Below are 20,497 nucleotides of genomic sequence, written 5' to 3' on the forward strand. Positions count from 1 at the left end.
CCATCACATAACCGAAAGGTAGTTTCTCACCTGGGGGGCGATGTCGTGCTCCGGGAATTTTTTGAGGATGCCGTTCAGCAGCTTCAGCGCTTTGTCGTGCTGGTGTAGCCGGTCGTTTAAGATGCGGGCGGCCCGGAACCAGATGGCGGGCAGCATGGGGTCGTCCGGGTGGTTTCGGATGGCTCGCTGGAGGATGGCGATGGCCTGTTCCGGGGAGACCCGGTCGCTGGTCCAGGTGCCGATGTGGTAGAGGATGCCTGCCGAGGGGACAAAGTCCGGGTCCGCTTCCATGCAGGCGGCATAGGTGGCTAAGGCCTCCTCTTTTTTTCCTGCGGTGATGAGCTCGTCAAGGTGGGTGTGGCCGTGGGCCGTCAGCTTTTCAGTGTGTCCAAGCATGTTCAGCAGGCTGAAGTATTTTTCCGAGAGCTCCGGTGTGGGCAACTCTCCTTTCTGTGCCTTGATCTCCCCGATATATGCCAGGGCGTCCTCCAGTCGGCCTTCCCGCAGCAGGAAGGTGACCTGCTTGAGCTGCGGGTCTTCCACGGTTTTTTCTTCTGCGGCCTTCATGGGTGTGGCGGCGGCCTTGAAGTTTTCCTGGGCCACGTCGTACCCGATGGATTCATGGTACTGGAGGGTGACGTAGCCCATGAGGTGGTAGGAGACCAGGCTGTAGTACCCGCTGACGACGCAGGTGAGGGCACTCAGAAAGTTGGGGGAAACATGGGGGGCCAGGCGGCCGACCACCAGGGCAGGGGCGCCCCAGAGGATGGTGAGGAGACCGAACATGCCCAGGTACCCCTTGCCGATGCGGGTGGCCAGGCGGATAAAGGCGTTGGGGTTCACCGCGTGGAGTACCCGGTTGGAGGTGGCCAGCAGGATGATGATGGCCGGGACGCAGAGGATGATAACGACCAGCAGAAGGTAGGCGGCGGTCTGGCCTGCGATGGTAACGACAAAGGCGTAGGGCACGATGAGGAGAAAGGCCACCAGCCCCTGTTTCAGCACAATGACGATGCTGCTGCCCAAAGGAATACCGCCCATGGGCGGCGGGGTCAGGTCTCCGCTGCTCGTGGTGGTCAGGGCCAGGTATGCGTACCGGAGGACCAGGGCCGAACTGGAGATGCTTACGAGCACTCCCGGGAGGCTCTCCGGGTCAAAGATGTAGTGAAGCAGGCCCAGCACCCCCAGAAAGAGGAGGATCTTTGTGGTCAGGGGGTAGAGGAAAAAGTGGGGCAGCCTCTCCCAGTAAGGGACGATGGCGTTCTGGGCACCTATCCAGTCCATCTCCCGGTTGCACTTCGGGCAGAGGGTGATCTGGCGGTCGACGGTGAGGGTGCGATGGGTGCTGGTTTTTACGCAGGCATTGCAGAAGGTGCCGCCGCAGAGGGGGCAGCTCCAGTGGGCAGGGTCGTGGGGGTGGTGGAGACAGTAAGTGGTCATGGGCCCTTGCTCGGTCTGATGTCGTGGTCCGGTTGGCGATACGTACTGTTCTTGGATGGTTGATGTTATTGGTCATAGCACAGGTATTTGCGCAGGGTAAACACCGTATGGGAAAGATGCTGCTGTTTTGGGGGCTGAGGGAGAAGGGTGCGGTTCGGCGCGTTGGAGGGACAAAACAAAAAAGGGGCGCTGTCGGGAGGAGGGACAGCGCCCCCTTTTATTCGGGTTGTCATAGGTCAGGTGATGTCATCGTGACAAGGTGCGGCCTTTGGCCGGCCCCGGACGAAGGGCTTGGATCAGGCCACCTGCCTGGACTCCACAGTCCGGCGGTAGTGGACAATGTCCTCCACCGTAAGGACCGGGAACCCGTGTTTCTTTCCGAAGTCCACCAGGTCGGGAAGGCGGGCCATGGTGCCGTCTTCCTTGGTGAGCTCGCAGAGGACGCCCGTGGGCTTGAGCCCTGCCAGGCGGCAGAGGTCCAGATCCGCGCCTCCTCCCTGGTGTGGCCCCCGCGCTCCAGCACGCCCCCTTTTCTGGCTTTCAAGGGGAAGACGTGGCCGGGCCGGTTGAGGTCGTCGGGGTGGGCGCCGTCTGCGATGGCAGCCTTGATGGTGGTGACGCGGTCTTTGGCCCGGACACCGGTGGTGACCCCTTTGGCGGCTTCAATGGTGAGGGTGAAGGCGGTGCCGTACTGGGAGCTGTTGGCCGGAACCATCTGGGGCAGGTCCAGCTGGTAGGTCATCTCCGGGGTGAGGCAGAGGCAGACAATGCCGGAGCACTCCCGGATCATCAGGGCCATCTGGGCATCGGTGATCTTTTCGGCGGAAAAGATCAGGTCGCCTTCGTTTTCACGGTCTTCGTCGTCGGCAACAAGGATACCGTTGCCGTTTCGAAGGGCTTCAAGGGCCTTTTCAACCCGTTCAATGGGGTTGCCAAACTGTTCGAGAAGATTCTGATTCATGGAAAAACCTCCAGATAATGTTTAACCCGACTCCTAAAGGCACGCATGGGACCAGACGAAAAAAATCATGCACCAGGGTCGAGGATTTCCAGAATCAGGGCTAACGGAAGGGGTGTGGGCAAAAGGACCATCCTTTGCCGCACGCGTCGAAAGGCATCACGAAACAGGGCACAACGAAAAAATCAATTTCGTTCAGGCCCCGTATGGGGACATCCTATCCTCTTCCATCCGGACTGTAACCGTCGGCTCCGGAATCTCACCGGATCTGCTGTCCCCTCGCCGGTGATGAACCGGAAAGAGCGCTCGCGGGCTTGCCATTGAGGCTTACCGCCGGTGGGGAATTTCACCCCGCCCTGAGAATAAGTGGCACCCATTAAACGCCTGATTGCCCCCTTTGTCAATGGGTATTCTGACGCTCCGGTTGCCAAACGTATTGAAAAAATATATAATTGTTGCATATATCCCATTGAAAACAGGTTTCTTTTTTCTCTTGCCGGGGCGGTGCGCCGCCTTGCTCTCCACGACCCTGTTTGCGCCTGCTCCCAGCCCTTTCGGGCTCTGTTCCAGCGACCTGCACAAGCGATTCTTTCCCTTTCCCATTCCTGCCCGGGCCCTGTGCCCGCCTTGAACCTGGTGCGATTGGCAACCGGCCGGACCGACGCGCCGCGGTCCGCCGACACCTTCGGGGCCGACATTCACAAGGGGAGACCGACCTCTTCGGTTCTGCCCGTGTCACGGCCCCGGACCCTTACCGGAATATACCTACGATCCCCATGAAAACGGGATGAATTGGAGGCAAACCATGAACCACGACATGCAGGAGACCCTGACCAAACTCATCGGCGGCAAGGCAGAGAGCCTCGTCCATCATGCCGACGCCTTTCTGGACTTCTGGTCCGTCCTTGAGCCCGATGACCGCCAGGTGGCGCTGAAGGACCTCATGACCCGTTACCGGCTCCCCGCCTTTCGGACCGAAGACCCCATCTACGGGGGCGGCTTGTCCCAGGAGCGGATGAAAGAGCTCACCGGAAAGGTGGGGAGCATGGTGGACGCCACCTTGGGCAGCATCCTCTCCAACCGCATGGAGCCGGACTCGGCCGCCGCAGAGGTGCAAAAGCTCCTGGAAGGCCGGGAAGAGAAGGACGAGCAGGTGTTCTGCCTGGCCGGGATCCTCTCCTCCAACGTGGTCCCCTACGCCGTGGTGCCGGAGTTCAAGACCCAGCTCACCAACGAGATGTACCAGGCGCTGCTCAAGGAGCTCTCCGAAGGGGTCTCCCGCATTCGCATCGCCTCCGGGGTCTCCAAGAACGCCGCAGAGATGGCGGACCTTGTGCTTTCGGTGCTGGACCAGGAGATGGACTGGGAGAAGAAGGTGGCGCTTCTGGCCTACTTTATCGTGCTTCGTGAGCGCACGGTGATGGCGGGCAAGGGGGCACGTTCAGGCAACGGCGGCAAAGAGAGCGCGGAGTGAAGGCGCGGCCCGTGGGGCGCCTTAGGATTGGGGCTCCACGGGTCACCACACCCAGGACCAGAGAACGGAGATGCTTCCGTACTTGAAGCTGCCGGTATCCTCCGGGGAGTCGTTCCAGGGGTACCGGTTGCCCGAATAGTTGTTGTACTGAACGGAGACGGTGCCGGGGTGCCAGTCGAAGTAGCCGAACCCGTAGGTGTAGTCGGGGTCCCAGGGCTGCTGCTGGTCCGGCCGGGGGTAGTAATAGCAGGTGATGGTGGCGTACCACCATTTGTAGATGGTGTACTTGAGGGTTAAAGAGAGGCTCTGTTTCCAGCTTTTCTCCTCACCGGACGCGAGGTCGGAGTAGGTGGGGGTGAGGTTGTAGTTGATGCCGCCGCCCAGGCCGCCGGTGGGGTGGACGATGAAGAGCTCTTCAACGCTGCGGGGGATGAGGAATTTCCAGCCAAGGGAGTAGGTGCCGCTTGAAAAGTCGGTGACCTTCTCCCCTTTTTCTTTGTCCGGGTTGAGCCGGTTGCCTCCGTAATTGGCGTAGGTGAGGCTGAAGGTGTAGGGGTGCCAGTCGTCGTAGCCGAAGACGTAGGAAAAATCAGGGTCCCAGGGAGCTCTACAGTCCGGGCACCAGGGGTTGCTTTCATCGAAGTTCAGGTACCCGTAAAAGGTCACCGAAGCAAACCAGTAGCTGAGGGGGTTGTACTTGAAGGTGGCCGATACCGTGGCCTTTCGAAATCCTGATTCGGTCTGGGTGCCGTCCGGCCCCCGGGACTCTTCCACGGTGTCGGCAAGGGGGTAGTTGAAGGCGACGTTGCCGCTGAAGCCGGAAAAGAGGTTGCGCCACTCCGAGTCGTGCTCTTTCTCCATAAGATCGCTTAAGGGCATGGAAAAGGAGCTCAAGGCCGCATGGTAAATCTCCTGGGCTGTTTCGCCCCGGCAGGGCACGTGGAACAGCAGGACCAGAACCAGGGCGGCGAAGCTTGCTGCCCATGGGAGACGGGGACTACACAAACTCAACTCCCAGCATGGTGACGTCGTCCCCCAGGGGTTCGTTCTCCCCGAAGTTCATCATGTCCTCGTGGGTTCGGGTGAGCAGCTCGTCGATGGGCAGGTGTTTGTGGGCGTCCAGGGTATCCTGGAGGCGCTGGTCTCCGTAAAACTCTCCCAGAAGGTTGCGGGATTCGGTCATGCCGTCGGTGTAGAGGATGAGTTTGTTGCCCGGGCGGAGGCGGATGGTCTCCTCTTCAAAGGGGATGATGCCCCCCATGCCCACGATGGTGCCTCCTTCGGTGAGAAGGGTCGGAGGGCCGTCCGGGTGGAGGAGGATGGGGGCCGGGTGGGCTGCGTTGCTGTAGGTCAGGTGGCCGGTCTTGAAGTTGATGATGAGGTAGACCGCCGTAAAGTACTTGTCGAACCGCTCCATGGGGTACTCTTCGTCCAGGGCCTGAAGCACCTCAGACGGAGAGGTGAGGCTGTAGCGGGGCGGGTCGTCCTGCTTTTTTTTCACCAGCATGCCGCTCTGGGCGTTGAGGCGCTGGGACACGGACACCGTCACCAGGGCAGACGGCACCCCGTGACCGCTGACATCAAGGATGTAGAGCCCCATGTGGTCCTCGTCCAGGCGAAAGACGTTGAAGATGTCCCCGCCGATGCTCTGGCAGGGGATAAACCCACGGCGAAGGCGTAACCCCTCGACGTTGGGTGCGGACTGGGGAAGCAGGCTCTCCTGGATCCCGGCGGCCGCCTTCAGGTCGATCTCCAGCTCCTGCTGGGAAGCCAGAAGCTTGCGGTTGAGGGCGGCGAGCTGTCGCTGGGACTGGGAGAAGTGCAGGATGATGGTTTTCAGCACCCGGTTGTTGAGGTCGTGGTCTTTCTTCTCCGTACGGTAGCGTACGGCGGCCTTGTAAACGTTGTAGGCCATGTCCCGTTTGAGCTTGAACCCGCTGAGTTCCGGGAAGCCCAGCTCTTCCATGTTCATCAGGTGTCTCCTTCGTCTGTAATGATCCTGTCGATGCCCACCCCGTCAAGGTTGATGAGCCTCTCTCCGATGGCCCGGAAGTCCTGCTCCATGGGGATCACGCTGCCGTGCTGGGGAGCCACCATGCCTGCGGGGGTCTTCAAAATCTGCCGGATGGCGTGCCTCAAAGCCTTGCCCGAGGGCATGATCATCTGGTGGAAGGTGAGAATGTCGGTGATGGGGCAGTAGTCCTTGCCCTTGGGGCAGTCGTCCAGGTGCTTGCAGGTCCTGCATTCGTCGTCCAGGCCGATGAAGAGCTCCCATTGACTGCCGTAGCTGCCGAACAGATCGCTGGTAAAGGCCACGCCGCTCAACTCGTCGTAGGTGATGAAGCTGCCTGCGCTGTGGGCATACGGGGTTCGGATGAACTCCAGCACGCGTCCCGACGAAAAGGTGAACCGGTCGTTGTAGTCTGCGATGTCTATGAGGGTTGCCGACGGGCCGTAGTGCCGGATGAAGAAGTTGTTCTCTAAAGCCGACATGATGCGCAGGTCCTTTCGCTCGATGATGTCTTCGTAATCGGAGACGCTGCCGCAGAGGTCCGGGTCGTAGTGGTGGTCATAGAGCACCGAATGGCCGAGGGGTTGGTGCCGGTTTTGAGGATCTTTGTCATGACCGTGGGAAAATCGGGACGGCTGCCTCCGTCGATGACCACGGCTTCGTCGCCGTCCACGATGAGGTAGGGGTTGCAGTGCAGCCCGGTTTCCTCGTCGTAAAAGCCTACCCAGTAGATGCTTTCGGCGATTTTGATGGGGTCGTCGTAGTTGAGGTTGAGGTTGATGGTGTTGATCATGGAAAGACTCCTTGTGTTAAAAATGGGGTGGACCCTCGTTTCATGTAAAGCATCGTCTCAAGAATGACGGCGTTGGTGTTGATGTTCCGGGAGGTGTTGATGGTGCCGTCCGGGTATTTCCCTGCGTAGAAGCCGTAGCGGGGGTGCTTCAGGCCGACGACGGCCTGGCGAAGGGCGGTGGCGTAGGCGTCGTCAAAAAGGGCGCTCCAGCCCAGGGCCGCCTTGGTGGAGAGGGAAAAAAAGTCGTCGGCCGGGGCGCCGTCGTGGGTGACGCAGGCCCAGGGGGTGCCCTCGTAATAGACATTGGTGTAGACAAACCAGGGCGCCTTGTTCACAGCGTCTTCGTTCACCGCCGTCACCTCTTCGCTCTTGAGCCATCGCTTTCGCTGGATGTCGTAGACCTTACGGGTGAGGTCCGAAAAGGTATCGTCGATGGGACCCAGCTCCATGGCGGCCATGACAAAGGGGTCGCTGGTGAAAAATGCCTTGTTCCGGGTGTCGTGGAGAATCTTCTTTTCCAAAATGGTGACCGTGTCCGTCTCCTTGTAATCCAGGGCCTTTCGCACATCCAGATCGAAGAGGGCCACCCCCGTGGCTGCGTATTGCTCGTAGCCCAGGCGTCCTTCCTGCCGAAGCCACTCTTTCTCTCCGTTAAAAAGCATGCCGTTGAGTTCCCGGTATTGAACCAGGCGGTCAAAGGTCCACCGGTCCACCACCTTGTCCACCATGGGGGCAAAGTCCGGGTACCAGGCCGCGGTGATCTTGAGCCAGATGAGGAGCCTGCCGATGTCCAGGGCCGACCACCCGCTGCCCACGCTGCTGGGCCTGCTGCCAAGATCCGTCATTTCTCCGGTCTTTGTCATGTATTCCCGGTTGGGAAGCTCGTTGTTGTAGAGTTCCACAACCTGGAGGGTCTCTAAAAACCGGGTGATCTTCTGTTTCCCTTCCGTGGGCCCGATGATGCCGAGCTGCATGGCACAGGAAAAGGCGGCCAGGGTGCTCCCCAGGTCCCAGAGGGTGGCGTAGGGGTAGTTGTGCACGGAGTTCACCAGGCCGGTGTTGGTCTGGTAGTTTTCGATGACATAGCGCCAGGCCGTGCGGGAGATCTCCAGGTCCTCGGCGGTGAACCCCTCGGCTTTCCGGATGTTGCCCCGGGTGGTGAAGGGCATGGGGGCCGCCTTGGGGGCTGTCTCGACCACCGTGGCATCCGCCTCCGGCACGTCTTGGACCGGGGACGCGGCAAGGGGCTCCTCCCTGACGGGCGGCGGTGGTAACGGAGGAACGTCCGTGGGTACCGTCTCGGTGGCGGGGGGCGGGATCATCCCTTTGCCCGGAAGACCCTCTGTCTTGGGCTGTGACGCGGCCTCTGCTGCCAGGGCGCCGTGGCGGGTCCCTTTTTGGTCCACGGGAGCTTGTGTCTCGCGGACGGCAAGGGCCTGGGGCCGGGGAAAGTAATTCCGAGTGACCCGGATCTCGGGTTCGTCGTCGGCCACGTCCCGTACCTGGAGCCCTGCTTTCGGGCCGCTGTAGGTCAGGAGACCCAGGCCCTCCACCATGTCCATGAGCCGCCGCTGGGGATCGTTTCCAGACAGGGGCAGGCTGCCCGAAAGGCCCGCCTTCAGCCGGGTGTCGATGGCGTGGGCCTCCAGGCGGAGATCCTCCTGCTGGGCCTCCCACGAGGTGTTGCTCTCCAGAAAGTAGCGCACGGCAGCCGACCAGGTGACGTAAGCCCTGGCGTTGTTCGCCTTTTCAAAGGCGATGGTGGCAAACACGTTGAAACAGGCGGCCAGGCGAAGGGTTTCCTGGTCCCGGGAACGCTTGAGGTGGGTCTCGCCGTCGGCCACCCAGGTCTGGGCCGCGCGTTCCCAGGCCTCTTCTTCTGCATGGCGGAATCCGTCTTCAAAGGGAGACGGATCGGACAGGGGACCGGCCGCAGCGGTCCAGGCCCACAGGAGCAGGCACAGCCCAAGGAGCCACGGGCCAGGGCGTCTTTGGCCGCCATGGGGGCTTGCTTGGGTTACGGGACGCATCCTGTTCGCTCCAGGGGCAGGCATTTGCCCTCCTCGGTAAAGGGGTTTTCCACGTTGAGGTCGTAATAGGGCCTGGGAAACGCTTCATTGGGGTCGACGCAGGCCGAGAGCTTGCCGTCGGCCTTGTAAAACAGGGTCTCCAGCACCGCGGCGTTGGTGCCTGCGGTGATGAGCTTCATGTGGCTCCCGGTGTTCTCCATGCGGCCTTCGTACCACCCTTTTTCCGGGTCGTTGAGGCAGTGAAGCAGCTCCATGAGGCGGTCGGTGTATGGCGTCTCCCAGAGGCCCCACATGGCAAAGGCGGCCCGGGTGGAGACCAGGGCCTGCTCCTTGTGGTAGGTGCCGCTGTCCGAGATGACGTTCCACGGGTACCCGGCGGCGAAGATGGAGTCGTAGACAAAGTAGGGCGGCCCGGCCACCTGGTGATCGGTGCGGGCGGTGAAGACGTGGTCGTTTTCAAACCGCGCCTCCTGGACCCGGTAGATGGCGTCGGCGATGGTTGCCATGTCCGTGTCGCTGTGGACGCTGTCCCACCCCTGCCTCTGGTCGGTGCGGTCCCAGTTGAACTCCAGGCCGTCTAAAAGGTAGCCCATGCTCAGCACCGGAGCGTAAGTGCCTGTCTCCCGGACGTCCCGGCTGTCGTAGGGAAACTCGATTCCGTACAGGGTGGCCTTTTCAAAGGGCTCGATGCGGGAGGCCTGGGTCGTGTCAAATCCCCAGAGCTGATAGCCCCTGGCACAGTACTCCTCGTAACCCAGGCGCCCCTCCTGGAAGGTGTCCACGGCGTTGTGTACCTTGAGGCCGCCGTAGAGGGTCCCGCAGTTGTCCACCACCCGGCAGAAGGTCCAGCGGAGCACGGCTTTGTCGATGTACTCCGAGTAGATGGGGTAGCGGCACTTGACGATGTAGAGCCAGGACAGAAGCCTTCCTAAATCCATGGCCGACCAGCCGATTTCGCCCGGCTGGTTGGTGTAGTCCACCATGGCCCCGGTCTGGGTGTTGTAGACCTTGTTGGGGAGCTCGTTAAAGCACAGGGGCATGGTGTTGAAAAAGTGCATCAGGCGGCTGAGCCGCTCGTCAAACTCGCACGGGGTGATGATGTCGAGCTCCCGGGCCGAGACCATGGCCCCCAGGTAGTCCGCCGTGTGCCACATGGTGGTGGCGGGATAGCGGTCCACGGAGTTGACGAGCCCCGTCTTGGGGTTGTGGTTGTTCTCAAAGTATCGCCAGGCGATTTTGGCCCAGGTCTCTTCCTGTTCTGTGAGCTCCCCGTGGCGCCCCTGGTGAAACAGGTCGGAGTTGGCCGTGGCCGACACCCCCCGGTCCACCCCGCGGACGATGACCCCGCAGCCCGTCATGGCTCCAAGCATGAGCAGGAGCAGGCCGAGCAGCATGGGGCCAAAAAGGGGAACGCGGGCCATGGGCTCTCCCGTCATGGGTCAGGGCACCTTCTCTTTTACAAAGGGGCCGCAGCTCTCGCGGTGGCCGGGGTAACACTTGTCGGATCCTGAAAATTCGTCGGCGATGACCTTATCCCACTTGCTCGGGTGGTCCCCGAACTTCAGGAGCTTGCCCTGGACCTTGTGGAGCAGGGTCTCCAGGATGATGCCGTTGTTGTTGGCGGTAAAGGTGTTGATGAGGCCGCCGTTGACCTCGTAGCGTCCTTCGTAAAAGCCTTTTTCCGGGTCGTAGAGGCCGGAGACCGCGTCGTAGAGCAGGTCCGTGTACGGGGTCTCCCAGAGGGTCCAGAGGCCGAAGGCCCCTTTCAGGGCAATGGCCGAAAACTGGGGCACGTAGGTGCCGTCCTCGGTGATGGTGTTCCAGGTGTAGCCGTCGGTGTAGATGGTGTCGTAGACAAAGTACGGGGGGCCGTCAAGCTGGTGCTCGGTGCGGGCCGTGAGGATCCCTTTCATGCGGTACCTTGCCTCCTGCACCGCGTAGATCCGCTGGGCAAAATCCTCGGAGACCGTGTCGGAGTGGGAGCGGTCGTTGTCGTCCCTGTCCGTGGTGAGGTCCCAGTTGAGCTCGATGCCGTCCAGCACGTAGCTCTCGCACACCACGTAGTTGTGGGCCACCAGCTCCCGGGGGTCCCGGGTGTCGTAGGGGACGTCCACGTCAAACATGAGGATGTAGGCAAAGGGCTCGGCCTTGGAGGCCCGGGTGGTGTCGAACCCCCAGAGCTGGAACCCTTTGGCCGCATACTCTTCGTAACCCAGGCGCCCCTCCTGGAGGTACTGGGGCTGGCCGTCCTTGAGGATGGCCCCGTACATGGTGCCGCATCGGTCCAGCACCTGGCAGAAGTCCCAGCGCAGGATAAAGCTGTCGATGGCGTTGCTGTGCTCGGGGTAGCGCTCCTTGATGATGCGCAGCCAGATAAGCAGGCGGCCCAGGTCCAGGGCCGAGTAGCCGATTTCCCCGGGCTGGTTGGCGTAGTTCACCTTCTGGGCGGTCTTGGTGTTGTACGCCTTGTTGGGCAGCTCTCCTCTGAAAAAGTCCAGTTCATTGAAGGTTTTTAAGATGGCCGTGAGGCGCATGTTGAGTTCGTTCTTGTCGACGATGCCCAGCTCATAGGCAGACACGAGGCCCCCAAGGTAGGAGCCGGTGTCCCACATGGTGGTGGAGGGGTAGGCGTTGACCGCGTTCACCAGGCCGGTTTCCGGGTTGTAGTTGTTTTCGAAGTAAACCCAGGCCACCCTGGCCAGGGCCATCTCCTCTTCGGTGAGGGCGCCGTTGCGCCCCACATGGCGCGGACCGTCCCGGGGCGGCTCGGGCTTTTTGTCGATGGCAATGGCCTCGATGCGGTCCTCCTCGCCGTCGTCGTAGGAGGGGATGAACCGGTAGCCGTCCGGGGAGCAGGCGCCGAGGATGAGCAGGAGCATCCCGGCAGCGGCACCGAACAACACCGTGCGTCGGGCTGGGGTCGGAGTGGTCATGGGGTCTCTCCTTCGGGGTGGAGCCGCACCGCGGTCTGCGGCTCGGACTCTTTGGCGTCGCTGGTGCCGTGGATGGCGACGAGTTTTCCTGTCTGCTTCCTGCAGAGGCTCTCCAGGACAATGGCGTTGGTGTTGCAGGTGATGGCTTTGTTGGGAGCCCCGCTTTTTTCGTAGAGGCCGGAGTACCAGCCCTTGGCCGGGTCGTTGAGCCCGGCCACGGCGGTCATGAGGCGGCGGGTGTAGTCGGTGTCGAAGATGCAGTGCCAGCCGAAGGCCGCCTTGGTGCTGAGGCTCTTGAAGGCCGAGGCGTCCTCTCCGGCTTCGGTGATGCAGTTCCAGATCTTTCCGTCGGTGAAGACCGTGTTGTAGACGAACCAGGGGGCGGTGTCGATATTGTCCTCACTCACCGCCGTCAAGATGCCTGTGGCCTCAAACCGTCGCTGCTGGGCCGTAAAGACCCGGTAGGCGAACTCCCGGGAGGTTTCGTCCCAGCCGTATTCCAGGGCATCCAGGATAAAGGGCTCGCTGACCACGTAGTTGTGGGCGTGGTAGATCTCCGGGTCCCGGCTGTCGTGGGGCACCATGACCCCGTAGACATCCACGAAATCGAGGAAGGCCGTGTAAGAGAGGGCCCGGGTCACGTCCAGGCCCATGAGGGCAAGGGACTTGGCCGCGTATTGCTCGTAGCCCACCCGTCCCTCCTGGAGCAGGAGGATCTCTTCGTTATCGTCCAGGGCCGCCCCGTAGAGGCTTCCTTCCTGAATAAGGGCCTCAAAGTCCCAGGCCGAGAGGATGGCGGCCACGCGCTGGGTGTGGCGGGGGTGGTTCCAGACCAGGATGTTCATGGGGGTGAGGATCCGCCCGATGTCGATGGCCGACCATCCGATGCCACGTTCTGTTGGCCGGTTGTTGTAATCCACCATGGCGCCGGTGACGGTGTTGTAAGATTTGTTGGGGAGCTTGCCGTCAAACAGGGGCAGGGTTTCCAGGGTCTCAAGGAGCGTGCCCATGCGGCCGTGGAAGGTCCCGTCGTCGATGAGCCCCAGGCGCCGGGCCGAGATGAGGCCCATCATGTAGGAGGCGGTGTCCCAGAGGGTGGTGGCGGTGTAGCCGTCCACGGAGTTGACGAGGCCGTTTTCCTGGAGGTTGTTCTCAAAGTAGGTCCAGGCGATGCGGGCCCAGGCCATCTCTGTCTGGGACAGGGACGCCGGAGCCCCCATGGCAAGGTCGGCGGTCTCTTCGATAACAAGGGCCGGGGCCGCGGCCTGCTGGAACTCGGCCCGTTCCAGGGCGATGACCGTGCCGAAGGCGGCAACGAGTCCCAGGAGGAAGACGATGTGACTGCGTGCCCTGAGCAGGCCTTGGGTAAAGGTCATGGTGTCTCTCCTTCATCGTTCGGGTCGGGTTTCCAGAAGGCGGCGGCCACAATGCCCCACATGGCCAGGATGTTGTTTGCGCCCCAGAAGGCGTTGGTGAGCAGGCCGTTGACATTGTCGAACCGTCCTGCCCAGGCCATGAGGCCCGCATAGACAAGGCCTGCGGCGGTGAGGACCATCACCAGGATCTGGGGGACCACCAGGTGGGCGAAGTTTCCCTCCTGCCGGGTCTTGGGGGTCACGGGAAAGGAGATCTTTTTTCCCCTGAGCACGGTGGTCAGTGCCCGGAAGTTGATGGGGAAAAACGAGAGGTAAAAGGACTGGCCGGACCAGGCCGCCACCCCCCAGGTGCCCACCATGGTGGCCAGGGTGTTCAAAAAGAGGAAGGGGAGCACGTGCTTGTAAAAGTCCATGGAGTAGGCGGCCACCGGGGCGATGCCCGTAAACAGGTAGATGATGGGGGCCGCAAGGAAGATGACGTTCCAGATGCACCCCAGGTACGACCAGAAGGTGGAGGCGTACATGAGCTTCTGGGGAATGGTCATGCCCCGCCTGAACAGGGGGTTGTCGTTCAAGGCCACGTCGATGGTGCCCCCGGCGTACTTGAACCGCTGGACCGCCCAGCTCACCAGGTCCTGGGTGGAGAGCATCTTGGACTCTATGGGGGGATGAAACACCGACTTCCACTGCCGGTCCGGGTCGGAGTGGAGGACGATGGAGGTGTACATGTCCTCGGAGACGTGGAACTTGTACGGCGTGAGCTCGGTCTCCAGGGCCAGCTCCCGCTGCATGGCTTCGGTGAGGTCGGACTTCAGGGAGAGGTCTTTGATGTCCCGGGTGATGTTTCCGATAAAGCGGTCCATGGCCGTGGAGTAGGACTTCAGGGCCGCCTCCATCACCGCCTCACGCCGGTGGATGGAGCCCGCCCCGCAGCAGAAGGAGGCGTTGGCCCAGTTTCTGCGCCGCTGGATCACGTCGTAGAACATCTGGGGGCTGTTGCAGAACGGGTCTTCCCCCACCATGACCGGGCCCACGATCTTTTCGATGCCCCGGCCGAGGAGGTGGCCCGGGGTGCCCAGCCGCTTTTTCATCACCTGGGCAAGGGGAGTGCCCGGGGGAAGCTCGAAGAACCACTGGGGGGTCTGGACCCAGGCCACGTCCGGGTCCCGGAAGTAGCCCAGGGTGCGCCGGAGCATGGTGGGAAAGGGGCGGGTGTCGGCATCGCAGATGACGATGAAGTCCCCGAAGGTCTGCTCCATGGCGTTTCGCAGGTTGCCCGCTTTGAACCCGATGTTGGAGTCCCGGGTGATGTAGTTGACCCCCTCCTGCCGGGCCACCTCTTCCATGGCCGGGCGCTTGCCGTCATCCAGCACATGGATGGTGAGGGACAGGGGGTGGGGGTAGTCCATGGCCTTGGCGTCCAGGATGCTGAGCCTTACCAGCTCGGGATCTTCGTCGTAGGTGGGAAAGAAGATGTCCACCTGCAGGGGGCGGTCCTCAAAGGCGTCCGGTTCGGAGACGCACTGGCGAATGGAGGAGGGGGGCTCTTTCATGGGGATGTCCCGCACGGCCCAGAGGTTGATGACAAAGAGGATGAGCCCCACATAGGCAAAGGTCTCGGCCGTGGCCAGGGGCACGGCAAACCAGAGAGCCTCGGGGTTCAGGGAGTCGGTCCAGCGCCAGGCAATGTACCAGAACCCCACCCCCAGGCTCATGGTGGCCAGGAACTGCCAGAGAAGCTCCCGGGGGATGGAGTGGGGGATGGGCTCCGGGGGCAGGACCGATTCGTATTTTTCGAAATAGGCGGTCATAAGGTGGTCTCCAGGGCCCTTAAGCGGACCATCAGGCCGATGAGGGCTGCGTTGTAGTCGATGGCGTACTCGTTTGTGGCGTAGGAGGTCTCTTTGTCGATGTAGCTCCTGAGCCCCTTGTCTTTGGGGGCGACGCCGTCTTCGGCGTTGGCGTTGGGCCCGCCCACCAGGAGCCCCGGGATGTTGATGCCCACGGCCCTGCCGTAGAGGTGGTTGACGTGGCTCACCGAGGTCTCCCCAAGGCCTGTGACGTAGCTTATGCCAAAGGGGTTGATCCCCAGAAGGTAGTTGAGCTGGCTTGCGGCCGCCGATACATGGGCGGGGTTTTTGGTCTTCTCGGCAGCCAGGGCCAGGGTGATGCCCTCTTCGGCGATCATTTTGTTGGATCCCCAGATGATGCGGGGGTTGGCCGTCATCCAGGGGCTTTTGCGTACATTGGCAAGGAGGCTGTCCGCCCTGCGGAGGAGCTTGGCCTCAAGGGCTGCGGAGACCTTGCCCGGTGTGTTTTTGTGGCGCAGGAGGTTGGCCATGCCCAGAGCCGAGGGGTCTTTCCACTCAAAGAGTCCCCAGGGGAGCAGGGGCAGGATGCGTTGCACCTCTGAAAGAAAGGGGGCCTCTCCCGTGGTGATGTAGAGCTCGGCCGCAGCCCAGAACCGGTCGTCTATATCCGTGGTGAGGGTGGCCTCCCGGTCGATGGGACCGGCAAGGTAGGGGCCGGAGCCCGTGTCGTCCCCCTTATGGACATCCACCACCATCTCCGGGGTGGCTTCAAGAAAGTCCCAGCCGCGCCGGGCTGCCTTAAGGCAGGTCCCGGCAAAGGCGGGGTCTTTGGTTCTGTAAACCCGGGCCGCCATGGCAAGGGCTGCTGAAGCCTTGGCTGTTTCCGGGGAGGAGATGCCGTAAAGATACCGGATCTGCAAATCCGCGTCCGGCGGGATGGCCGCGGGCCAGGATGCCCCGGAGAGCTTTCGGTAAAAGGCGCCGTCGCTCCGCTGCATGCGCAGCATCCAGTCAAGGCCCACCCGGATCTCCGCAAGGGTGTCGCACAGAGGGCTTTTCTCTTTATGGGGCAGGGAGAGGTCGAGGTTTTCAAAGAACGCCGGTGCCTCTTCCCAGGCCGCGAGGAGCCTGCCCACCGTGACGGCGGTGGTGGCCACGTATTTTCCGAAGTCTCCGGCATCGTGCCATCCGCCCCGGGCGTCCACGGTAGAGCCCGTGGCGGCAAAGGCATCTTCATGGGCCACCACCCCGTCCCGGGTGTGGCAGGGCTCGTGGACCAGCCCGGTGACAGGGTCGTTCAGGGCCGTGCCGCACCGTTGCAGGGTGTAGGAGCGCAGCAACAGAGTCAGGCCGTCATGGAAGGCCTTGGGGCTGACCTCAAAGGGGGCGGAGCGTACCCCCTGCCAGGTGATGCGGTAGCGGCCCGGCTGTGTGAGCCTTGAGAAATCCAGAACCCTCAGGGCGGTGCCGTGGGGCTCTTCCCGGTACGGGGTCCCCGGGGCGATCTCAAGGACGGGGGTGCCGGTGTTCTCGTCCACCAGGGTGGCCCGGGCATCCCGCGCGCCCTTCGGCTCTCCGGTGAGCAGGGCCAGCTTGGGCAGGTGGGGGAGGTACCCAACCTGATTGACCAGGATGCGCGTGGGCTCGGACCCCGGGTGCAATGCGTTGCCGAGGCTTGCCACGGGCAGGGCGGCAACCATGAGGGCAAGGGCCAGGACACGGGTCACGGTTTGTCTCCTTTTTCCACCCTGAAATCCAGGGCGTTTGTGGCCAGGACCCCGCCGTCTGGCCCCTGGAGGGCCGCCTCCATGCGGTAGTCCCCTGGGATCAGCCCGGCCCGGGAGAGGTGGGTGATTTCTCGGGCGCTGTCTGCCTCAACGGTAACGGGCGTCCGTGTTTTGGTGAGGGTTTTGTCACCCTGCATGAGGGCCAGGGTCAAGGTGGCCTCGGGGATTCCCTCCGGCCGGTCGTTGATGACCCAGAACCGGGCGGTGACGGTTTCAGTTTCTGCCCAGGTCTCCTTGTCCATTTCGATGCTGGGCAGCAGGGGCTGATAGGCCTGTTTCAGGGCTTCGTAGCCCGGTTTCGGGTGCCTGAGGTAATCCACAATGGCCCAGTTCATGGAGGGCCAGCCCTCCACGAACATGAACTGGAAGATGCCCCCCACCGGGGCAAAACGCTGGCGCCTGTACGATTCCGCTGCAAGCTGGGTGAGCTTGGCCTGGTAGGACTGGGTGGCGTGGATCAGCTCATCGACGGACTCTCCTCGGGGGATTTTTGCGATTTCAAAACTCTCCCTCTTCTGGAAGTTGTGGTAGGCCCAGAGGTCCCATGCCTCACGGGTCCGGGGCCAGAGGGCGTCCGGGGGCAGAAAGCTCTCCAGGGTCTTGCGTGCGGGCAGGGCCTGGGCCCCGTACTCCGAGATAAGGGCCCTGTCCGTGGGCCGGGCATAATCCCGCCAGTGCCCCGAGTACCACCCCAGCCAGGGGTGGTCGGCGGTGGGGGAGATATTCTGTACGGGCCGGGTGGCATCGGTTTTGGCCAGGGCCCGCCCCACCGTCTCGCCCAGCAGGCGGTTCTGGCCCGGGGTGTAATTGGGGTATTTCCACTTCATCCAGGTGGCATCCCAGGGAGGCTCGTTGTGGCCGCACCAGGTGAAGATGCCGGGGTGGTTGTAGAGGGAGACCACCATCTCCCCTGCCTGACGGGCGGCCTCAGTTGCCACCTCGTTGTCGTCTGAGTAGCCCCACTGCAGGGGCATATCCTGCCAGACCAGAAGGCCCATTTCATCGCAGAGGCGGTAAAAAGCCTTGGGTTCCACGTGGGCATGGACGCGGATGGCATTGATGTGGGCCTCTTTCATCATCCGAAGGTCTGCTGCCAGGCGCTCTTCGGTCATCTCCGAGAGCCACTGGGAGGCGATGTAGTTGGTGCCCCTCAGGAAGATTCGTCTGCCGTTGATGAACCAGGTGCCTGAGTCGGGATCCCTTCGGACCTCTCGGAACCCCATGGTCTCCGAGCGTGTATCCAGGATTGTCTTGCCCTGGCGAACCGTGGCCGTGAGGCGATAGAGGGCGGCTTCTCCGTGGTCCCAGGGCCACCAGAGCCTGGCCTCGGGCACGGAAAGGACCATGTGGCCCGTAAGGGCAGTGCCCGGGCAGGGGAACTCCGCCCGGGTGGTGACGGTTTGCGTTGGCTGGCCCTCTGCCGTGTGGGGCGTGATCCCGAGGAGGACCTCCACGGTCTCCCCTTCAATGTTCGGTGTGGCCAGGTCAATGGCAACCCGGGCCTCGGCGCCGGTGCCCGTAATCTTTGGCGTGACGGCAAGGCGCGTGATGGCAGCTTTTCGGGTGATCCGAAGGGTTACCGGCGCCCATATTCCGCCGCAGTTTTTCTCCTGCCCCCGGTGGGACCAGGCCCCGCCGGGGCGGGTGTCGTGGTGGTTCAGCACCCCTTTGATGAGGCGCTTGTTCAGGCTCCACTCTTTGCCGTACTCCTCGTTGGGGCTGTTGACCCGCACGGCGATGAGGTTTTCTCCTTGCGTGAGCCGGTCCGTGACATCAAAGGCAAAGGGGGCGAAATAGCCCTGGTGGTGGCCCACCCAGTGGCCGTTGACCCAGACGTCGCAGGCATAGTCCACGCCCTCAAAGTGGAGCCGGGCCAGGGCGTCTTTCGGCAGGTCAAGGGTCACGGTTTTTCGAAACCAGACCACCCCGGCGTGGTCCAGGCCGCGGAGGTACCAGTTGGACGGGAGCTCCATCAGGGCCCAGTCCCCATGGGAGAGGGCCGGGTCAAAGAGATTTTCAGGGCCCAGGCCCCCTGTTTTGTAGTGCCAGGGGCCGTCCAGGGAGAGCGCCTGTACGGCATGGTTTTCAGGCGATGCGTCGGGAGGCGCCTGGGGCGTCATGCAGGCGACACACCCCATCACCACCGCCAGGAAGGCGGCGACCCAGGCTCCTGTGCGTACCGGGCCCATGGACGGTATGGGGCGCTCAGGTTTCATGGGGGGACCTCTCCGTCGGGGGGCGCTGTGCCCGAAGAAGGTTTTCCGAATTCGGCGCCCCTGCACAGGGCCCAGGGACGTGAGGGGTCCTGGTACGCGGGGGCGGACCGATGCTCGTCCCGCAGGAGGTCCAAAACGGTTTTAACCGGGGCGAAGGTCTCGGGGGGCACCTCCACGAACACGGTGTTCCATCGTGCCATGCCGCCGTTCCAGAGTCCGGGGTGCTCCAGGGCCTTGAGGTCTCGCCCGGCCTTGGTCTTTCTGGAGATAAAAACCGCCTCCGGGTCCGTGAATTGGGTAAGGTCAAAGGTCCGTCCCTGAAAGTCTCGGAGCCCCAGGACCAGGTCCACGGGGTTGAAGTGGGTGGCGGACTTCAGGTGCTCCTGCTGGCGGGGAGAGGACGGGTCCACGGACGACGCCTCCACGATCTGCAGGGAAGGGCCGTTGCCCTGGCCTACCCAGAAGGGGCCTCCCCCGGCCTCTCCGTGGTTTTCCACCACGCCGCAGACGCGCAAGGGGCGATGCAGCCTGTCGATGATCCAGGTGCGGCGGTGGGGGGGCGAGGCCCGCCGGATGGACTCTGGAATGTTGATGTTGAGGCAGCTTTGGGCGAATTCCATGGCTTCGTCGGCCATGGTGGGCGGCCCGGGCACGCTCAAGAGCTTGAGCCACCTGAACGTGTCTGCCTGGAGGGTGAGCAGCAGCCCGGCCAGGGCCTTTTTGAACCGTGTGGTGGGGGGCTTTAAGGGGTCGGGGACCACGTTGTCGATGTTTTTGATAAAGACGATGTCCCCTTTCAGGCGGTTCAGGTTATCCAGAAGGGCCCCGTGGCCGCCGGGTCGGAAGAGAAGGGAGCCGTCGTCCTGGCGGAAGGGGTTTCCGGAGAGGTCCAGGGCCAGGGTGTCGGTGCTGCTCTTCTGGGTGGAGAAGTGCAGGTCGAAACGGACACCGAGGCGGGATTCGTAACCCTGGCGCACATGGTTGAACAGGGCTTCAAAGCGGGGCTGGTGATCCATGGAAACCGTGAAGTGGAGTCGGCAGATATCGCCTCTTCCCCTGGCGTAGTGGGCCGCCTCCACCAGGTGCTCTTCAAAGGCGGTGCGGGGACCTTCCGGGGCATGGTGAAAGAGGATGAGGCCCTTGGGGCGCCGGGAGTAATTCAGGCCCACGGGGTGAAGGAGGTAGCGCAGGATCCGGAGGTGGTGGCTGCGGTCCCGGAGGCGGGTCAGGGGGATCCCTTCGTGGGCGGACAGCACGGAAAGGGCCTCATAAAAGGCGAATTTGTCCAGGTTCGCCATGAAGGTGACCAGGGTCTTGCTGGCGGCGTCCCCTTTGTCTGCTTTTTTCTGGACCCAGTCCGGCTCCACAAAGGCGTCGTCTTTTTCCATGCGGATCAGGTCCTGAAACATGCGGGTGGCCGCCCCCGAGGCCGGGGTGAACTTGGTGATCTCCCGCCTCGGGGCCTCCCGCTCGTAACGGGCGATGCACTCCCGGATGGTGTCCGGGGAGAGCCGGATGATGCCGTCGTCTATGGTGCAGGGCCTGTCCAGGGGGAGGTAGGGGACTCCCTGCTCAAGGGTCCTGAGCTGCTCTGTCGCCTGCTCCTCGGAGATGCCCCGGGCGGCTAAGGCCTCACGGTCTGCCTGTGTAAAGGAAGGTGTCTTCATG

At 62.5% G+C, this 20,497-nt stretch carries 13 protein-coding genes, 1 pseudogene and 1 riboswitch; of the genes and pseudogenes, 1 reads left to right on the forward strand and 13 read right to left on the reverse strand.

The genetic code is table 11. The features are described 5' to 3' along the window. Positions 1 to 3 precede the first annotated feature (3 nt). Complete coding sequence (locus ACOYW1_RS00400; RefSeq protein ID WP_482421236.1) at positions 4 to 1,440, reverse strand: hypothetical protein; 1,437 nt, start codon at positions 1,438 to 1,440, stop codon at positions 4 to 6. A gap of 229 nt (positions 1,441 to 1,669) precedes the next feature. Beyond that, the gene (locus ACOYW1_RS00405; protein ID WP_482421237.1) at positions 1,670 to 2,401 is read right to left on the reverse strand and encodes a 3,4-dihydroxy-2-butanone-4-phosphate synthase; all 732 of its coding nucleotides are present in this window, start codon (positions 2,399 to 2,401) and stop codon (positions 1,670 to 1,672) included. 212 nt (positions 2,402 to 2,613) lie between these two features. Then, a riboswitch (FMN riboswitch) is annotated at positions 2,614 to 2,766 on the reverse strand. Positions 2,767 to 3,203: 437 nt separating this feature from the next. On the opposite strand from ACOYW1_RS00405, the gene ACOYW1_RS00410 reads away from it, so the two are divergent. After that, the gene (locus tag ACOYW1_RS00410) at positions 3,204 to 3,872 is read left to right on the forward strand and encodes a hypothetical protein (protein ID WP_482414734.1); all 669 of its coding nucleotides are present in this window, start codon (positions 3,204 to 3,206) and stop codon (positions 3,870 to 3,872) included. 42 nt (positions 3,873 to 3,914) lie between these two features. On the opposite strand, the gene ACOYW1_RS00415 is transcribed toward ACOYW1_RS00410, so the two are convergent. The 11 genes and pseudogenes from ACOYW1_RS00415 to ACOYW1_RS00465 all read right to left on the reverse strand — a co-directional run bounded on the left by ACOYW1_RS00415 (position 3,915) and on the right by ACOYW1_RS00465 (position 20,496). Continuing rightward, the gene (locus ACOYW1_RS00415; RefSeq protein ID WP_482421238.1) at positions 3,915 to 4,877 is read right to left on the reverse strand and encodes a hypothetical protein; all 963 of its coding nucleotides are present in this window, start codon (positions 4,875 to 4,877) and stop codon (positions 3,915 to 3,917) included. Then, complete coding sequence (locus tag ACOYW1_RS00420; protein ID WP_482421239.1) at positions 4,870 to 5,844, reverse strand: PP2C family protein-serine/threonine phosphatase; 975 nt, start codon at positions 5,842 to 5,844, stop codon at positions 4,870 to 4,872. Before ACOYW1_RS00420 ends, ACOYW1_RS00415 begins: the two co-directional genes overlap by 8 nt. Beyond that, positions 5,844 to 6,676, reverse strand: a pseudogene (locus ACOYW1_RS00425) (oxygen-binding di-iron domain-containing protein). The gene ACOYW1_RS00420 and the pseudogene ACOYW1_RS00425 overlap by 1 nt, the downstream one beginning before the upstream one ends. Continuing rightward, positions 6,673 to 8,706, reverse strand: a complete 2,034-nt coding sequence (locus tag ACOYW1_RS00430; RefSeq protein ID WP_482421240.1) for a DUF3131 domain-containing protein — start codon at positions 8,704 to 8,706, stop codon at positions 6,673 to 6,675. Before ACOYW1_RS00430 ends, ACOYW1_RS00425 begins: the two are co-directional and overlap by 4 nt. Next, positions 8,694 to 10,127, reverse strand: coding sequence for a DUF3131 domain-containing protein (locus ACOYW1_RS00435; RefSeq protein WP_482421241.1), 1,434 nt, complete (start codon positions 10,125 to 10,127; stop codon positions 8,694 to 8,696). The genes ACOYW1_RS00430 and ACOYW1_RS00435 overlap by 13 nt, the downstream gene beginning before the upstream one ends. Before the next feature lie 18 nt (positions 10,128 to 10,145). After that, positions 10,146 to 11,639 carry a DUF3131 domain-containing protein gene (locus tag ACOYW1_RS00440; RefSeq protein WP_482421242.1) on the reverse strand — a complete coding sequence of 498 codons (1,494 nt, stop codon included), beginning with the start codon at positions 11,637 to 11,639 and terminating at the stop codon, positions 10,146 to 10,148. Next, positions 11,636 to 13,015, reverse strand: a complete 1,380-nt coding sequence (locus tag ACOYW1_RS00445) for a DUF3131 domain-containing protein (protein WP_482421243.1) — start codon at positions 13,013 to 13,015, stop codon at positions 11,636 to 11,638. Before ACOYW1_RS00445 ends, ACOYW1_RS00440 begins: the two co-directional genes overlap by 4 nt. Then, positions 13,012 to 14,826 carry a glycosyltransferase family 2 protein gene (locus tag ACOYW1_RS00450; protein ID WP_482421244.1) on the reverse strand — a complete coding sequence of 605 codons (1,815 nt, stop codon included), beginning with the start codon at positions 14,824 to 14,826 and terminating at the stop codon, positions 13,012 to 13,014. Before ACOYW1_RS00450 ends, ACOYW1_RS00445 begins: the two co-directional genes overlap by 4 nt. Next, positions 14,823 to 16,553 carry a glycoside hydrolase family 9 protein gene (locus tag ACOYW1_RS00455; protein WP_482421245.1) on the reverse strand — a complete coding sequence of 577 codons (1,731 nt, stop codon included), beginning with the start codon at positions 16,551 to 16,553 and terminating at the stop codon, positions 14,823 to 14,825. The genes ACOYW1_RS00450 and ACOYW1_RS00455 overlap by 4 nt, the downstream gene beginning before the upstream one ends. Further along, positions 16,550 to 18,829 (reverse strand): glycoside hydrolase family 2 protein, encoded by a 2,280-nt coding sequence (locus ACOYW1_RS00460; RefSeq protein ID WP_482421246.1) that lies wholly within the window; start codon positions 18,827 to 18,829, stop codon positions 16,550 to 16,552. The genes ACOYW1_RS00455 and ACOYW1_RS00460 overlap by 4 nt, the downstream gene beginning before the upstream one ends. Next, entirely contained in the window at positions 18,826 to 20,496 is a 1,671-nt protein-coding gene (locus ACOYW1_RS00465; RefSeq protein WP_482421247.1) for a DUF4301 family protein, read from the reverse strand. The genes ACOYW1_RS00460 and ACOYW1_RS00465 overlap by 4 nt, the downstream gene beginning before the upstream one ends. Position 20,497: the final 1 nt, after the last annotated feature.

Source organism: Desulfoluna sp. CYM3A (assembly GCF_056829965.1).

Bases quoted from the DNA above. Each gene is read 5' to 3' on its own strand.
- ACOYW1_RS00400 (WP_482421236.1), bottom strand. From the start codon at position 1,440: ATGACCACTTACTGTCTCCACCACCCCCACGACCCTGCCCACTGGAGC.
- ACOYW1_RS00405 (WP_482421237.1), bottom strand. From the start codon at position 2,401: ATGAATCAGAATCTTCTCGAACAGTTTGGCAACCCCATTGAACGGGTT.
- ACOYW1_RS00410 (WP_482414734.1), top strand. From the start codon at position 3,204: ATGAACCACGACATGCAGGAGACCCTGACCAAACTCATCGGCGGCAAG.
- ACOYW1_RS00420 (WP_482421239.1), bottom strand. From the start codon at position 5,844: ATGAACATGGAAGAGCTGGGCTTCCCGGAACTCAGCGGGTTCAAGCTC.
- ACOYW1_RS00430 (WP_482421240.1), bottom strand. From the start codon at position 8,706: ATGCGTCCCGTAACCCAAGCAAGCCCCCATGGCGGCCAAAGACGCCCT.
- ACOYW1_RS00435 (WP_482421241.1), bottom strand. From the start codon at position 10,127: ATGGCCCGCGTTCCCCTTTTTGGCCCCATGCTGCTCGGCCTGCTCCTG.
- ACOYW1_RS00440 (WP_482421242.1), bottom strand. From the start codon at position 11,639: ATGACCACTCCGACCCCAGCCCGACGCACGGTGTTGTTCGGTGCCGCT.
- ACOYW1_RS00445 (WP_482421243.1), bottom strand. From the start codon at position 13,015: ATGACCTTTACCCAAGGCCTGCTCAGGGCACGCAGTCACATCGTCTTC.
- ACOYW1_RS00450 (WP_482421244.1), bottom strand. From the start codon at position 14,826: ATGACCGCCTATTTCGAAAAATACGAATCGGTCCTGCCCCCGGAGCCC.
- ACOYW1_RS00460 (WP_482421246.1), bottom strand. From the start codon at position 18,829: ATGAAACCTGAGCGCCCCATACCGTCCATGGGCCCGGTACGCACAGGA.
- ACOYW1_RS00465 (WP_482421247.1), bottom strand. From the start codon at position 20,496: ATGAAGACACCTTCCTTTACACAGGCAGACCGTGAGGCCTTAGCCGCC.